13 protein-coding genes are annotated in these 16,811 nt (G+C 35.5%); 12 read left to right on the top strand and 1 reads right to left on the bottom strand.

Going from position 1 to position 16,811, the window contains the following annotated elements; genetic code table 11:
- Positions 1–156 precede the first annotated feature (156 nt).
- The 5 genes from IRZ80_RS17435 to IRZ80_RS17415 all read left to right on the top strand — a co-directional run bounded on the left by IRZ80_RS17435 (position 157) and on the right by IRZ80_RS17415 (position 7,080).
- On the top strand, positions 157–873 hold the full coding sequence (locus IRZ80_RS17435) for a hypothetical protein (protein ID WP_194643033.1): 717 nt from the start codon (positions 157–159) through the stop codon (positions 871–873).
- 485 nt (positions 874–1,358) lie between these two features.
- Positions 1,359–2,879 carry an ankyrin repeat domain-containing protein gene (locus IRZ80_RS17430; protein WP_194643031.1) on the top strand — a complete coding sequence of 507 codons (1,521 nt, stop codon included), beginning with the start codon at positions 1,359–1,361 and terminating at the stop codon, positions 2,877–2,879.
- Between the two features lie 111 nt (positions 2,880–2,990).
- On the top strand, positions 2,991–3,473 hold the full coding sequence (locus tag IRZ80_RS17425) for a DUF2271 domain-containing protein (RefSeq protein WP_194643029.1): 483 nt from the start codon (positions 2,991–2,993) through the stop codon (positions 3,471–3,473).
- A gap of 94 nt (positions 3,474–3,567) precedes the next feature.
- Positions 3,568–5,757 carry a PepSY domain-containing protein gene (locus tag IRZ80_RS17420; protein WP_194643027.1) on the top strand — a complete coding sequence of 730 codons (2,190 nt, stop codon included), beginning with the start codon at positions 3,568–3,570 and terminating at the stop codon, positions 5,755–5,757.
- Positions 5,758–6,078: 321 nt separating this feature from the next.
- Complete coding sequence (locus tag IRZ80_RS17415; RefSeq protein ID WP_194643025.1) at positions 6,079–7,080, top strand: FAD:protein FMN transferase; 1,002 nt, start codon at positions 6,079–6,081, stop codon at positions 7,078–7,080.
- Here the strand turns inward: IRZ80_RS17415 and IRZ80_RS17410 are convergent.
- Positions 7,077–8,072, bottom strand: a complete 996-nt coding sequence (locus IRZ80_RS17410; protein WP_194643023.1) for a helix-turn-helix domain-containing protein — start codon at positions 8,070–8,072, stop codon at positions 7,077–7,079. The two genes, IRZ80_RS17415 and IRZ80_RS17410, sit on opposite strands and share 4 nt — an antisense overlap.
- Before the next feature lie 110 nt (positions 8,073–8,182).
- On the opposite strand from IRZ80_RS17410, the gene IRZ80_RS17405 reads away from it, so the two are divergent.
- From IRZ80_RS17405 to IRZ80_RS17375, 7 genes are all read left to right on the top strand, one after another.
- A complete protein-coding gene (locus IRZ80_RS17405; protein ID WP_228520943.1) occupies positions 8,183–10,582 on the top strand; it encodes a TonB-dependent receptor in 2,400 nt (799 codons plus the stop codon).
- Between the two features lie 72 nt (positions 10,583–10,654).
- Positions 10,655–11,842 carry a PepSY-associated TM helix domain-containing protein gene (locus IRZ80_RS17400; RefSeq protein WP_194643021.1) on the top strand — a complete coding sequence of 396 codons (1,188 nt, stop codon included), beginning with the start codon at positions 10,655–10,657 and terminating at the stop codon, positions 11,840–11,842.
- 40 nt (positions 11,843–11,882) lie between these two features.
- The gene (locus IRZ80_RS17395) at positions 11,883–13,061 is read left to right on the top strand and encodes an alpha/beta hydrolase-fold protein (protein WP_194643019.1); all 1,179 of its coding nucleotides are present in this window, start codon (positions 11,883–11,885) and stop codon (positions 13,059–13,061) included.
- Between the two features lie 283 nt (positions 13,062–13,344).
- Complete coding sequence (locus tag IRZ80_RS17390) at positions 13,345–15,609, top strand: TonB-dependent siderophore receptor (RefSeq protein WP_194643017.1); 2,265 nt, start codon at positions 13,345–13,347, stop codon at positions 15,607–15,609.
- Positions 15,610–15,820: 211 nt separating this feature from the next.
- Complete coding sequence (locus IRZ80_RS17385; protein ID WP_228520942.1) at positions 15,821–16,186, top strand: HIT family protein; 366 nt, start codon at positions 15,821–15,823, stop codon at positions 16,184–16,186.
- A 124-nt stretch (positions 16,187–16,310) separates the two neighbouring features.
- On the top strand, positions 16,311–16,532 hold the full coding sequence (locus tag IRZ80_RS17380) for a DUF2683 family protein (protein WP_194643014.1): 222 nt from the start codon (positions 16,311–16,313) through the stop codon (positions 16,530–16,532).
- A complete protein-coding gene (locus tag IRZ80_RS17375) occupies positions 16,508–16,789 on the top strand; it encodes a Txe/YoeB family addiction module toxin (RefSeq protein ID WP_194643011.1) in 282 nt (93 codons plus the stop codon). The genes IRZ80_RS17380 and IRZ80_RS17375 overlap by 25 nt, the downstream gene beginning before the upstream one ends.
- Positions 16,790–16,811 lie beyond the last annotated feature (22 nt).

Here is a 16,811-nt window from a genome sequence, read left to right as displayed (position 1 = left end):
TAGCCACAGATTAAAAAGATTTACACAGATTTTCTAAAAAAAATTGTAACGAAATCTGTGAGAATCTGTGTAATCAGTGGCGAAAAAAAATACATAGTATTTTGCGGATAGTTATATAATTCAAAACCAATTTCTAAACACTAAAAATCAATTACAATGAAAAAATTACTATCAAAAATAGCTCTGGGATTTGTTCTTTTATTAGTTCCAATGGCTCTAAATGCTCATAATATCTGGCTTGAAGTAAAAGGATCGGGCAAAATCAATGATAAAGTACATGTGCAGTTATACTTTGGCGAATATGGTCAGGAAGCTCCAGAAAAAGGAGCGAAACTAGACCGTTTAAAAGACATCAAAATATTCCTGATTGATGCTTCCGGAACAAAATCAGAAATTACAATGACACAGACAGAAACGCACTGGCAGGGTTCTTTTGATGCAAAAACCATTGGAACCTATCAGATAATTGGAATAAATGACCAAGGAGAAGTTAGAGATATGTCCAAAAAACATCTAGGTTTTGCACGAAGCATCTCGTATCTAAAAGCTGTTTATACAGTAAAAACTCCTGAAACCAAAGAATATGCTGTTCATCCATTAGATTTAACTGTACAAAAACAGAATGACACTTATTTGCTGACTGCATTTAAAGACGAAAAACAGCAGGGCAATCTGAATATTACAATTATCAATCCGGATGGCTGGGTAAAAACAGTAGAAACAAATGAAAAAGGTCAGGCATCTTTTGTTCCAAACAAAAAGGGGCTCTATCTCATCAATCTGGAATGGATCGACAGCACCAAAGGAGCTTTCAAGGATAAGGCATTTGATAATACTGTCAATAAAACTGTACTCTCGTTGAGAGTTGAATAAACCACTATGGTGTCAGACTTAAAATATACTACGCTAAACCCTATTTATTTGCCACAAATTTCACAAATTAGCACTAATTAATTTGTGAAAATTTGTGCAATTTGTTGCAAAATTTTTAGGAACCGAAAGATAAATACACTAAAGAACATAGTTTTGAACTAAATTTGAGACTAATAAATCTAAAAACTGTACAAAAAACAAAGATTCGGAATCTCATCTGAATCTTTGTTTTTTTTTTGCATCAAATAAAAAAAACAGCTTAATCATAAATTTGAAAATAAATAAAATTTTTAACACAATCTGTTTAAACCTTTCACTGTTTTTTTAATCTAAAAAAGTGCATTTTAAGCCATATTTAAGAGTATAATAATTGGTATTACACTATTTATTTTTAAATTTGTACTATTTTTATTTATTCTAAATAACACCCGATTTAAGTACGAAATAAAGAATCAAACGTAACTACCCTATAACAACAAACAATTATGAAAAAAAATATTTTCATTGCTTTTGCCTTAGTATCTGCATTATTCGTTAGTGCACAGCAGAAAAATATGCTTTTAGAGCAGTCTTTCTGGAAAACATCACCAGATTTAGCGACAGTTCAAGCTGAAATCGCAAAAGGCAGCAGCCCATCTGAATTAAATTCAAGGTCTTTCGACCCAGTAGTTCTCGCTATAAATAATGATGCACCAAACGCTACTATAAAATTCCTTTTGGAACAGCCTGGAAATGAAGTTACAAAAACGACTCATGACAACAGAATATATCTGCATTGGGCTGCAGGTAAAGGGAATCTTGAAATCATAGAATATCTTATTGCCAAAAAAGCAGATGTGAATCTGGAAGACAGCCACAGTTCATTTCCTATCACGGCAGCTGCAAGCAGTGGTGTAACTAATACTGCAGTTTATGAAGCTTTTTTTAAAGCGGGTGTAGAACCTATGAAAAAATACCAGGACGGTGCAAACCTGCTGCTGCTGGCAATTCCTTATGACAAAGACCTTGCACTTTCAGCTTATTTCGCAACCAAGGGAATGTCACTCAAAGATGTAGACAGTAACGGCAATACCGCCTTCAATTATGTAGCCAGAACAGGTAATATTCCTTTCTTAAAAACACTATTGGAAAAAGGAGTAAAACCTACAGACAATGCACTGATTTTTGCTGCTCAGGGCTCGAGAAGAGAAACAAATACAATCGAAGTTTACAAATATTTAGTAGAAGATTTAAAAATCAATCCTAGTGCGACAAGCAAATTTGGGGAAAACGTATTTCATTTTCTTGTCAGCAAACCAAAACAGGCAGATATCATTAACTACTTTTTGGGCAAAGGCGTGAGTATTGCCAAAGCCGATAACGAAGGTAACACTCCTTTGATGGCAGCTGCTGCGTCAAGAGAAACTTCTGCAGCATTGGAACAAATACTGCTGATTGTAAAAACAATAAATTTCCAGAACGGAAATGGAGAATCTGCATTGACAATGGCTATAAAATCAGGAACTCCTGAAACTGTTAGTATGCTTTTGGACAAAGGTGCCGATGTAAAAGTACTGGACAAACAAGGAAATGGTCTGGGTTATTACCTAATTCAATCGTACAGAGCTCCAATGCAGGGAATGGGCGGCCGTCCGGAAGGCGGGAACGCGCCAAAACAAGATCCTTTTACAGCTAAAGCAAAACTGCTTCAGGACAAAGGCTTAAACTTGGCCGCAGCGCAAAATGACGGAAATACGCTTTATCATTTGGCAGTAGCCAAAAATGATTTAGCTTTATTGAAAAAATTAGCCGATTTAAACATCGACATCAATACTAAAAACAAAGACGGATTAACGGCTTTACACCGTGCCGCGATGATTGCCAAAGACGATACCATTTTGAAATACCTGCTTTCTATTGGTGCCAAAAAAGATATCAAAACTGATTTTAAAGAAAGTGTTTTGGACTTGGCAAAAGAAAATGAAACACTGACAAAAAACAAAGCAGATCTATCTTTTTTAAAATAGCAATAAGCATTAATCTTTAGGCCTTAAGCTAAAAATTCATAATTCATAATTCATAATTCATAATTCATAATTCATAATTCATAATTCATAATTCATAATTCATAATTAAATATGAAATCAATACTAAAAATAGCTCTTGCGGGAGCATTCATCTTCCTTTTATCTTTCCAAGCCACAGCGCAGACGAGCAAATACAAATGCATGCTTCAAATGTCTAACTATACAGGTGAAGGGGCTTATATAGTGGTATCTCTTATCAATGCCAAAGGTGAATACGACAAAACGCTTTATGTAATGGGTGATGATAAAAAATGGTACAAAACCCTAAAGGAATGGCATAAATTTTATTCTCAAAAACCAACAGACATCAGTGCCAAAACCGGTGCATCAGTTACAGGCGGCGACCGCAGCATGACAACACTGGAAATTGAAGATTCTAAAATCAATAAAGGATACAAACTTCGTTTCGAAACAGCGGTCGAAGATCAAAAATATTATGTAACCGATCTTGAAATCCCTTTGACTACCGAAGGAATCGCTGATAAAACCGAAGGCAAAGGATATATCCGCTATGTAAGATTGAATAAATTATAATTTTTATCTGCGAAAATCTGCAAAATCTGCGTGCTCTTTTTTTACGCAGATTTTGCAGATTTTTAAACAAAATCCCAATAACACAATTACATCAATGACTCTTTCTTTCTGGCGTTACTCCCACTTGGCCTTGGCGGTGTTTTCTTCGTTGTTTTTACTATTAGCATCCGTAACCGGAACCATACTCGCGGTTGATGCCATTCAGGAAAAAACAGTTTCTTACCGAGCCGAAAATTTTGATACAATAACGCTCGGCGAAACCTTACCGATACTCAAAAAAAACTATCCTGAAATAACCGAAGTAACAGTTGACCACAACCAATTTGTAACTTTAGAAGGGCTAGATCAAAAAGACAATGATGTCAACGCTTACATCGATCCGCGGACAGGAAAAACATTAGGAGAACCCATCAAGAAAAGCGAATTCATTCAATGGATTACAGCTCTTCACCGCTCGTTGTTTCTTCATGAAACGGGGCGTTTTTTCGTAGGGCTTATTTCATTTATATTAGTATTAATTTCCATTTCTGGCTTTGTTCTTATCCTAAAAAGACAAAGAGGCCTGCGCAACTTTTTTTCCAAAATAGTAAAAGAATATTTTGCTCAATATTACCACGTCGTATTAGGACGATTGGCACTGATTCCGATATTGATTATTGCAGTTACAGGAACCTATCTGACATTAGAAAAATTCAATTTTTTCATTCCAAAAACAGATTCCAAAGAACAGCAGGAAACCGTAAAACCAACACCGATTACCAATAAAACTTCAATATTTAAGAGTACACTTTTGGCCGATGTTGAAAAAATAGAGTTCCCTTTTTCAGACGATCCAGAAGAATATTATATCATTACCTTAAAAGACAGAGAAATTGAAGTCAACCAAGTTACCGGTGCCGTTGTAAGCGAAAAACTTTTCCCGACAACTGCGTTTCTATCTAATCTAAGTCTTGACCTGCATACCGGCAGAACCAATGCCATTTGGGCTTTCATCCTTGGACTTGCCAGTTTAAACATATTGTTTTTTATCTACTCTGGTTTTGCAATGACTTTCAAAAGAAGAGCAAGCCGAATCAAAAACAAATTCAAAGCCGAAGAAAGTAAATACATTCTGCTCGTCGGTTCCGAAAACGGAAGCTCCCTACGATTTGCCAATGCAATCCTGAAGCAGTTAACTGATAGCGGAGAAAAAGCACATATTGCAGAGCTTAATAATTACACTATTTACCCAAAAGCCGAGCATTTATTAATTTTCACATCAACCTATGGCTTGGGCGATGCCCCGTCAAATGCTGACAAGTTCGAATCACTTTTGAATAAATACAATCAACAGCAAAAAATTAACTATACCGTAATTGGTTTTGGATCCCAATCATATCCCGATTTTTGCGGTTATGCCAAACAAATTGACCTATTGCTTTCGAATCAGGATTGGGCGCACCGCTACATTGATCTTCAGACAGTAAACGACAAATCGACCGAAGAATTTGTCGAATGGGTAAAACAATGGAATCACAAAACTGGTTTCCAATTGGCAACTACTCCATCTTTGTACAATCATATTCCGAACGATTTAGAGAAATTAATGGTGTTAGAAAAAACTACAGTTTCCGAAAATGAACAAACCTTTTTACTGACATTGCGTGCTGGAACGCGAAGCAGATTTACCTCGGGAGACTTATTGGCGATTTATCCCGCCAATGACAATAGAGAACGTCTCTACTCTATTGGAAACAGCAACGGAAACATCCAATTGGCAGTAAAATTACACCCTTCGGGTTTGGGTTCCGGATTTTTATACAACGCAAAAGCGGGTGATATTATCAAAGCCAGAATAGTTCCTAACCATGCTTTTCATTTTCCTAAAAAAGCCAAAAAAGTGGCTCTTATTTCAAATGGAACCGGAATTGCTCCTTTCTTGGGAATGATTGAACAGAACAAGAAAAAAGCCGAAATCCATTTATATAGCGGTTTCCGCCAAAAAACCGAGATCACTTCCCGTTACGAAGCATTTGCTTCCGAAATGATTCAAAAACAACAATTAAGCAACATCAACTTGGCATTTTCCCGTGAACAGGATCATCATTATGTAATGGATTTAATCAAGAGAGACGAAGAATTTTTTGCTGATTTATTGAATAGCGGAGGCACGATAATGATTTGCGGAGCACTAAAAATGCAGTTTGATGTCGAAAATATACTTGACGCAATTTGTCTGTCAAAAAATAATACAACTCTTTCCAGCTATATAAGCAAAGGTCAGATTTTGACAGATTGTTATTAATTTTTGGAGCAGAAAGATAGGGCATTTTTAGAAACATGGGTCCCGCTCTTCGTTTCAATCTTGTGGGCTGAACCCCAGCCCACAAGGATTTCCACTTCGATCGGGGCTAAAGACAGGCATTTTTGCTTTTTTGGAATTAATTGTTATTCAGTATTTTAGACCTAACAGGTTTTAAAAACCTGTTAGGTCTAAAATTAGGGGTTCGAAAGAATTGAAAACTTTATTTGACTCATTTTTACACAATATTGCCATGAATGACAAACTTTAAGGAAAGAAATACTGAAACAGAGCAATCGAATCAAAGCAGAATACAAAATCATTATGAAAAGAAAATACTTTACAGCACTATTATCACTGTTTTTTCTAATCCAGACCGTCAACAGCCAAGTCCTCCGCAAGAGAGCCACAATGCTTATGGGCGGGCGTTTTGACATTACAATTGTTGCCAAAGATTCATTAACAGCAGAGCAAAGTATTGATGAAGTAATCACTGAAATTTCGAGAATCGAATACCTAATCTCCGACTGGAAACCCAGCACTCAAATATCCGAAGTAAACAGAAATGCCGGAATTCAGCCTGTAAAAGTCGATAAAGAAGTTTTTGAACTGACGAAAAGAGCCATTCATTTCTCAGAAATAACCAATGGCGGTTTTGATATCAGCTTCGCTGCTATGGACAGAATCTGGAAATTCGACGGATCCATGACCAAAATGCCTTCGGCGGAAGCCATTAAAAAATCGGTGGAAAAAGTAGGTTACAAAAATATTATTCTGGACAGCATCAACTCAACCATTTTCCTAAAATTAAAAGGGATGAAAATTGGTTTCGGAGCACTCGGTGAAGGTTATGCCACCAATAAATGCAAGGAAATGATGCTTGCCAAAGGAATCAAGGCAGGAATTGTAAACGGCACCGGCGATATGAGCATATGGGGAAAACAGCCTAACGGAAAACCTTGGAAAATAGGCATTACCAATCCATTTCATCCAGATGAATTATTAGGCGCAATTCCGCTGTCACAAGGTGCGGTTACGACTTCTGGATCTTATGAAAAATTTGTTGTTTTTAACGGCAAACGCTATTCCCACATTATAAATCCGTCAACTGGTTATCCAGTAACCGGTCTCTGCAGTGTTACTGTTGTTGGTCCAAATGCCGAAACCGCCAATGGATTGAGTACTTCCTTGATGATTTTAGGACAAAAGGAAGGTTTGCTTTTACTTAACAAATTCCCTGATTACAGCTGTCTAATGATTACTGATAATGGCAAAGTAGTAAAATCAAAAAATTTCCAAATAAAAAAAATCAAAGCCAAGCTCTAATGTTCCGCTTTTAATTTACTTGGCAAATACCCAAAAACCTTTTTGAAAGCCACTGTAAAATGCTGCGGATTTTTATATCCTAATTCTTCTGAAACTAAAGCGACAGAATACTCTTTTTCGGCTATTAATTGTTTGGCATAATCCATACGAAGTTCCGCCAAATAATGAAAAACCGTAGTATTATAAACAATTTTAAAATATTTCTTCAGCTTAAAATCATTCAATCCAACTTGTGCAGCAATACTCGCAAGCGTGTGCTTTTCTTTGAACTGCTCTTTAAGAATCTTTTCTACTGCAACAATTTTCAGATAATCCTGTGAACTTAAATCTTCACTGATTTTGGTATTCTCTTCTTCATTTATAATAGTAAACAAATACGAAAGTATCTCTACTACTTTTGATTCCAAAAAAGCTTTTTTGATTGCTCCGGTATAATTGCATTGGATGATATCTTCGATTAGGACATACAATTTTGGTGAAATACTTTTACTCGAATCCCACATAGTGTAGGCAGTTTTATTCGTTATGGCATCGGCCAATAAAGGGATGGCAGTTTTTAAATTGGGATAAAATAATTGTTCCAGATAGTCTTCTGTAAAAGTAATTTCTAATGTTTTACGTTTTTTAGTACGATAATTTAAAACGCCTTTTATAACCGGCAGATAAAACAGATTGTAATGTCCATGCGGGATATAAATTCCTCTTTCAGATGGATTTTCAGGACAGTATTCATTATCTCCTTCTATTTCAATATGTAGTTTAACAAAAGAAAAATCATGCTGTATTTCGATAGAATAGGATTCAGTCTGAATTGTTATTTCCCGAATCGTCAAATGAATTCCGTTGAGCATAATATCGGTAATAATTCCGCTGACTCCTTTGTGATTGTAGTCAATTTTCTTCTCGACAAGATGCTCTTTATTGAACTGAATCGGGTCATTTATCACAACCGAGTTCCCTTCAAATATTTCACTTCTCATCTCTGTTTTCATAAAATCCGTTTTGCGTTACTATTAATACTGATTGCGTTAATTATGTTTTCATTAACAAACTACTTTTGCGTAAAATTATTAATTTTTAATTAATCTAAATAACAATAATCATGATTATTATCAAAAAATCATTACTGCCCTTATTCAAAATAATTATTCTGCTTCTTATTCTTGCTTCTACAAATACATTTGCACAGCAAAATATCGGAACAATCAGAGGAACAGTAACTACATCCGACGATAAAGTTGGAGAAGCTGTTACCATTACCATACAGGAATTAAAAAAATCAACAACTTCTGATGCGAATGGAAATTATATTTTTAATAAGGTTCCAACAGGGAAATATCAGCTTCAAATAAATACGGTGCAGCATCAGCCCTCAATCAAGGAAATAATTGTAACTACCAATGAAGTAACAACCGCTGACTTTCAGCTGGAGACTTCATTAAAACAGTTAAATGAAGTTGTTGTAGTTTCGGCTGCTAAGAAATTTGCCGAAAAGAAAAGTGAATATGTGTCAAGACTTCCTATCAGCAATCTTGAAAATCCGCAGGTTTACACCGTTGTTCCAAAAGAACTTTTTCAGGAACAAATCGCAGTTGACTTTAGAAGCGCACTCAGTACAGCTCCCGGATTGAGCAATGTTACTCAAAGTGTGGGTTCAGGAGGTGTTGGATTAAGTTTAAGAATGCGAGGTTTTAGCGGTGCATCGGCGGCAGGTTCTATCCGTAACGGAATGAACACTAACTGGGTAACGATGAGTGATCCGGTTAACTTAGAAAGCATTGAAGTTATCAAAGGGCCGTCAGCTACTTTATTTGGCTCTGCATTAACCACTTATGGCGGACTTGTAAACAGAGTTACCAAAAAACCTTTTGAAGCTACCAGAGTAGAAGTGAGCTACACTACAGGAAGCTGGGCATTAAGCCGTACAACCATTGATTTTAATACGGCTCTTAACGATGATAAAACAATGCTTTTCAGAATAAATGCTGCTTTGGACAACCAAAAAACATGGCAGGATTATGGCAAAAGCAAAACCTTTATCATTGCTCCTTCATTTCAATATAAAGTAAGTGACCGCTTGACTTTTGATTTTGACGTAGAAATGTACAACGGAAGCCGAAATGCCAGCTACATTGGTTTAGGAAATTTAAATCCAGTAACATCTGGATACAAAAGCTTTAATGATTTGAATTTTGATTTTAAAAAATCATACACCACAGACGATTTACAATCCGAAGCTAAAAATACCAATGTTTTTGCGAGAGCAGCTTACAAATTATCGGATCAATGGATTTCACAGACTAATTTTTCTAATGCATTTACAGATAATAAAGCCAATTATTTGTTTCTGCTGATAAATACACCAGCTTCAGCAGCAACAAAGCCTTTGTTACAGCGCAGATTAATGAATATCAACAGTGTTTTCAAAACCAGCCAGCTGCAGCAGAATTTTGTTGGAACTTTCAATATTGGAAACATCAAAAACCGTCTTTTACTTGGATTAGATTATACTTATATCAGCACCAATGACAACAGATGGACGATTAACTCCTATGATGCATCTGCGGGAAATCCTTTGACACCAATAAACGGCAGCGCTCCATTCATCAATATGGAAAAATATAAACAGATGATTGCAACTATGCCGGCTCCAAGTACTGTAAACAATAGAGATCTAAGAACAACAAGCGCTTATGTATCCGATGTTGTGAATTTTACCGATAAATTAATTGGAATGGCGAGTGTCCGCTGGGATCACAACGAAAATAAAATTGCCAATTATAACCAAAATGCAGTTTCACCAAAATTGGGTTTAATTTATCAGATAATAAAAGAGAAAGTTTCTGTTTTCGGAAACTACATGAACGGATTCAGTAATGTTGGAGCGGGCTTAACATCTAATCCTGCAGCACCAATTGAATTCAAACCGGAAGAAGCAAATCAGCTGGAAGGCGGTGTAAAACTGGAATTGTTAAGCGGAAAACTAAACGGAACCCTAAGTTATTATGACATTCAGGTGAAAGACAAAGTACGTACAGACCCTAATAACTCTTTGTATTCTGTACAGGACGGTACGCAGAGAAGCAAAGGTTTTGAAGCCGATTTGATTGCTAATCCGTTTAGAGGTTTCCATATAATTATGGGATATGGATACAATGAAAGCGAATTTACATCTGGATCTTCAAAAGGGAAAACACCATATTCAGCACCAAAAAATGTCGCTAACCTTTGGCTGAGCTACAAAATACTGGACGGAAAAGTAAAAGGATTTGGCTTTGGTTTTGGAGGAAATACGCAAAGTGACAGTTTTGCAAATGATACTAATACATTTACCGTAAACGGGTATACCATAATGGATGCGACAGTTTTCTACGAAAAACCAAAATTCAGAATTGGTTTAAAATTGAATAACATTGCCAACAAAGATTATTGGTCTTCTGATTACTGGGCTACAATGATGCCTACAAGACAATTAGCAGCAAACCTTACCTACAAGTTCTAATTATTTCAATTTTTAAACGAGCTGTCAACCTTATAATTAGGGTTGACAACTTGTTTTATTACGTTTTGCAGTATGACAAATAATCCTCAAAAAAAACAAACAGAAAAAAAATCCAAGCAGAAAAGCAAATGGAGCAGACTCAATCATTGGCTTCATTTATGGTTAGGTCTCAGTTCCGGAATAATCGTATTTATTGTAGCGCTCACAGGAGTCTTATTCATTTATTGTGATGACATTATTGATGGTTTGGCTTATGATTCATTATATGTTTCAGAAGTAAAAGCGCAAAAACTTTCACCTGAAGAAATTCTAAAGGCATTCAAACAGCAGAACCCCGAAAGAAAAGCAAGTTATTACATCATTTACAGAGATCCCGAAAGAACCATCAAACTAGCTTCTTCTACCAAAGAACGGGATTTACAATTTTCATGGATTGATCCTTACACTGGCAAAGTTCTGGATTCTGGCAAAGCTTATGATTTTTTCTATGTTATTGCACATATTCACAGCGGTCACATCCCATTTGGTAAATCCGGTAATCTGATTGTTGAAATTTCAGTTTGGATTTTCCTGATAGAACTTATTACCGGCCTTATTCTTTGGTGGCCAAAAAAATGGAATAAGTCAACCAAAAAACAAAGTTTTGCCATAAAATGGAAAGCCAGCTTCAAGAGATTGAATTATGATTTGCACAATGTTCCCGGCTTTTACAATTTATTGCCAGCTTTACTAATAACCATAACAGGGTTAATTATTGTCAATAAACCATTAGGCAATGCCACTCACAAAATATTGGGAGGAACTCCAAAAGCCTATTCTTTATTTCGCGATATCAAACCGGAATATGACAGCACCAAAACATTTGCTCCGATAAATCCTATCATCCAAAAATTATTTTCGAAAGATGAAAGCATAGAACAAGTCAAATTATCAGTTGCTACAAAAGACAGCATTACCGCTTTATATGCCGTTACCGCCAAAAACATTGGACTGAAAGGTGTCGAAAACGGAAAAACTTTCACTATCAACCGCTATACAGGACAGGAAATGGAAATCCCTGTAAAAGTAATGAACGGTCTTGAAATCGATGACTGGACAATGAATCTTCATATTGGTTTTTGGGCTGGCTGGATTGGAAAAACACTGACTTTATTCATCGGACTAATTTGTACTGCCTTACCCGTTACTGGCTTTATAATCTGGTACGGACGTAATAATAAGTCGAAAGCTGCAAGTCATAAAGTCGAAAGTCAATTATAGTGCTAAAACAGCACCTGACAAACCAATTAAAAAAATCACAATGAAAAAAATATTTTCCTTTCTATTCCTTCTATTTTATTTAACAAATTCATTTTCGCAGGATAGCATAAATATTGGAAGCAAACATCATATTTTTTCCAAAACCTTAAACGAAGAACGCGAATTTTGGATTTATCTCCCACCTGATTACAACAATAAAAAATTTGCGCCTGCAAAGTATCCTGTCGTTTATTTATTAGATGCCGAGAACAATTTCCATTCGTTTACAGGAATTCAGCAGTCATTAGCAAAAGGACCTTATGCTGTGATTCCGCAAATGATTGTCGTAGGAATTACCAATACCAACCGTACACGAGATTTAACGCCGACGGAAGGTAACCGACAGGCTTTTTTTGATAAAGATAAAAAGTTTTTTCAGCAGAGCTGCGGTAATAAAAATTTCATTTCCTTTTTGGAAACTGAACTGCATCCTTACATCGATTCCCATTACAGAACATCTGGCTATAATATATTGAACGGACATTCTTTTGGCGGACTGACAGCTGTAAACATTCTGCTGCATCATACCAAACTGTTCAATGCATACACTATTATAGATCCAAGTCTTTGGTGGGATAATGAAATCATGATCAAAAAAACGGATTCCATTTTCAACAAAAAGGATTTTGAAAACCGCAGTATTTATGTGGCTATGGCCAATAAAATAAGTATCCCGCAGGACACAACAACCGATATGGCAAGAGGAATCAGAAAATTTGAAAAACTATTAACTTCTAAAGACCCTAAAAATCTCCGCTGGGCATTTAAATATTATGAAAACGAGGACCACGGAACGATACCCATTCCGGCTGAATATGACGGTTTGCGGTTTATTTTCAAAGAGCATTTGGTACAGGTAAAAGAAGCAGTTCAAAATCCAGCTTTAGTAGAACAGCAGTTCGCAAAACTTTCGAAACAAACCGGTTTTACATTTTTTCCAACAGAAAGCTATCTGGATTGGATGGGAAACTTTTGTCTTGAAAAAAAGCAAACTGATGCCGCACTGGCTTTTTTTATGATGACAAAAAAGTATTATCCGAACAGCAGTAATGTCTATTTAAGTCTTGGCAAAGCTTATGAAAATAAAGGAGAAAAATCACAAGCCAGACTTTCCTATGAAAAAGCAATACAGTTTTCGCCAAATAACATAGAAGCTAAAAGACTCTTAGAAGTAAAATAAAAATTTGGAAGCCTTTTTTAACAAAAAAACAAAATGAAAAAAATTATCATTAGTCTTTTGAAGGAGGTTTTTTCTCCCTTCAAAAGCTTCAAAATGGCTGATTTCATTCTAAAAAGACTTCAAATAAATTCAAAAATACATAGAAAAATACAATTAAAAAACTGAATTTCAAATAGTTAAAAACTTATTAAAATATTATTAATATTTAGTCTAAATAAGTTGTCACATCTAAATTTAGGTTTTATATTTGCACTGTTATTTTTAATTATTCCAAATAAAAGACATGAAATATATTTTTCTCCCCCTAACGCTCTTAGCATTCTGTCTAAACAGTCAAGCCCAAGACGTTGCAAGTAATTCAAACAGCACAAAAGATAACAGCCTTTACTATTTTGCTTCCGACAGTATAAAATCAGTTAATGATACAGTAAAGAAAAAAGGCCAGCAATTAAAAGAAGTTATAGTAACTGGAAATAAACAGCCAAAACCAGTAACCGCTTTACGTTCTGGATTAAAACCAATGGATACACCTCAAAGTGTACAGGTAATTGGAGGAGAAGTTATCGAACAGCAGCAGGCCATCCGCTTAAGCGAAGTATTAAAAAACGCCAATGGTGTTTATGTAGGTTCTGCACGCGGGGGTGCTCAGGAATCATTTTTCTCAAGAGGATATGACATGACGGCCAACAATATGTTTAAAAATGGCTTCCGCTACAATGCAGGTTCAATCCCTGATGTTTCAGGATTGGATAAAGTTGAGTTTCTTAAAGGCGGCTCTGCTTTATTATACGGAAACGTTGCCCCGGGAGGAATCTTAAACTTAGTAACAAAAACCCCATCTTTCAAAAGTGGCGGAGAAATTTCAATGCAGGCCGGAAGTTATGCTTACTACAAGCCATCTATAGATTTCTATGGTCCTTTAAATAAATTCATAGCTTACAGAATTAATGGTTCTTACGAAAATTCAGAAAGTTATAGAGATGTGGTAAAAAATGAACGTTTTTATGTTAACCCGTCTTTACTTTTTAATGTAAGTGACAAAACCCAAATAACGGTTCAGGGAGATTATCTGGATGCCGATTGGACACCGGACTTTGGAACAGGAGCTATTACAACTACGACAACTTCTACAATTGTTGATGTACCGCGTAATAACTTTTACGGATCACTTTGGTCTACTGGAAAAACAAAATCTTCTAGTGCTTCTGCCTTATTAAACCATGATTTTAACAAAAACTGGAAATTGAATTTCAATTCTTCTTTCCAAAATTATGACAGAACATCAAAATCTACCAACCAATTAACTGGTGTAAAAGCAAACGGTGATTGGGCTAGAGGATTGGTACAAAATAAAAACTTAGAAGAAATACTTGGGGAACAATTAAGTTTACAGGGAACTTTCAATACAGGAAGTATCAAACACCAGTTATTTACAGGTGCTGATTGGGAAAACTCATTTGCTACAGCATATACTTATGCATTTCCATCAACAACTTATGATACTATCAATCTTTATACTTTTGATCCTAGCACTCAAAGAAATGACGAACCAAATGCCAGAGCAACTCAAATAGTAGACACAAAAACTAATCGTTTTGGAGCCTATTTTCAAGATTTGATTTCTGTTACCGAAAAAATTAAAGTACTAGCTGGTCTTCGCTGGTCTTGGCAGGAAGCTGAAGCTACTACTTACAAAGAAACAGCTACAGGTGCAGGAAACCCACAGGATGGAGTTCCTAGTACAGCTCCTAAAAAATTAGATAATGCTTTTTCACCAAAAGTTGGATTAGTATATCAGCCTACAAAAGACATGTCATTATTTGCTAGTTATTCTAACTCGTTTACACCAAATACAGGAACAACTGTAGATGGACAGCCAATTGAGCCTTCAATCATTGACCAATATGAGGCAGGTATCAAAAAAGATTTCTGGAAAGGAGTATTTAGCACAAATGTTACTGTTTATCAGATTACCAATAGCAATTTAGCACAGACAGCCGAATTTGATGCAAATGGAAATCCAAACTCTAACACTAACATCAAAACTTTAAATGGTGAAACTAAAAGTAAAGGTGTAGAAGTAGATATTACAGCCAGACCAATTGAAGGTTTAAGCATCATTGCTGGATATAGTTATAACGACATGCGTTATGTTAAAACATCTGGTTTAAACGGAAGTAACATCGAAGGAGACCGTTTGGTAAGAACTCCTGCAAATACAGCCAATTTAAGTTTCTTCTATACATTGCCAAGCGGTATATTAAAAGGAATGTCATTCGGAGCTATTGGAAACTATATCGGTGACCGTTTAGGAGGCTGGAATGACCAATACGACAGCACTAAACCTGATGGAATAAACCATAGAGAATTCCCTATCGATGCATACACAACTATTGATGTTTCAACTGGTTATACTTGGAAAAAATGGTCTGCATTAGTTAAATTATCAAACATTACAAACGAGCTGAATTATACGGTACACGAAAATTACAGTATAAACCCAATTGCTCCCCGCCAAGTAATGGCAAGTTTAAAATACAAATTTTAAAAAATACTGTTAGTTAAGCTTTTTATTTTTTTTTCAAAACTTTTTCTGTTCCTTTCATCATTTTGAAATACAGAAAAAGTTTTTGTTTTTAAGAATAAGAACTACTTTTACAGGATTCATTTTAAATTTAACTAACAAACCCAAAATAAATATGCCATCTCCAGTTTCAGAATGCCTGTATTGCCAAAACAATGACACTTTAAACCAATTAATGATTAAAATAGGCGATTTAAAAGTATCACAGCTTTTCCTTTTCAAAGAACAATCGTATTCTGGACGATGTAACGTAGTTTATAAAGATCATGGTGTTGAGCTTTATGAGTTAAGCGACGAACAGCGCAATTTATTCTTTGAAGATGTTGCCAATGTTGGAAGAGCAATTGCAAAAGCTTTTAATCCAGACAAAGTTAATTATGGTGCCTATAGCGACACTTTATCCCACCTGCACGTTCACATCGTACCAAAATACAAAGAAGGTTACGCCTTTGGAACGGTATTCGAAATGAACCCACAGAAAACGTATTTAACCGATGCCGAATATACCGAGGTAATCGAAAAAATTAAAGCGAATTTGTAAAACATAAAAAATCCCAATTCTGAAATAGTATCAGAATTGGGATTTTCTTTTAAAGTGGAAAAAGTTTTGTCCAAAATCTGGACAAATTTTTTTTGTATCTTTGTAATTATCAAAAAATAAAACCATGACAACCATAACCATTAATGAGCGTACAAAGGCAGGCAAAGCATTGCTTGAACTGGCAAAATTATTATCGCTTACAAATAAAGGTGTGGAAATAAATGAAGAAAGCACATACGCCCCTGAATTTGTTGAAAAAATAATGAAGGCCGAAAAAAACATAAAAGAGGGAAAAACCAAAACTATTGATCCGAATGATGTATGGGGAAGTTTAGGATTGAAATAACCCAAGAAGCCGAAAAAGATTTGGCTAAACATTTTAAATCCGGCAATAAATCAAACATAAACACTATTCGAAAAATAATACTTGAACTTGAGAACACACCCTATCAAGGAATTGGTAAACCCGAAAAACTAAAACATCAATTTAGTGATTATTGGTCAAGAAGAATAAATCAAAAAGACCGATTGGTTTATAAAGTTGATGAAGATATCGTCACAGTTTATGTAGTTTCAGCAATGGGACATTACTCCGACAAATAAAAAATCCCAATTCCGAAAAATT

The organism is Flavobacterium sp. HJJ (assembly GCF_015351475.1).
Classification (GTDB): Bacteria; Bacteroidota; Bacteroidia; order Flavobacteriales; family Flavobacteriaceae; genus Flavobacterium; species Flavobacterium marginilacus.
This window is presented reverse-complemented; position numbering and strand designations above follow the sequence as displayed.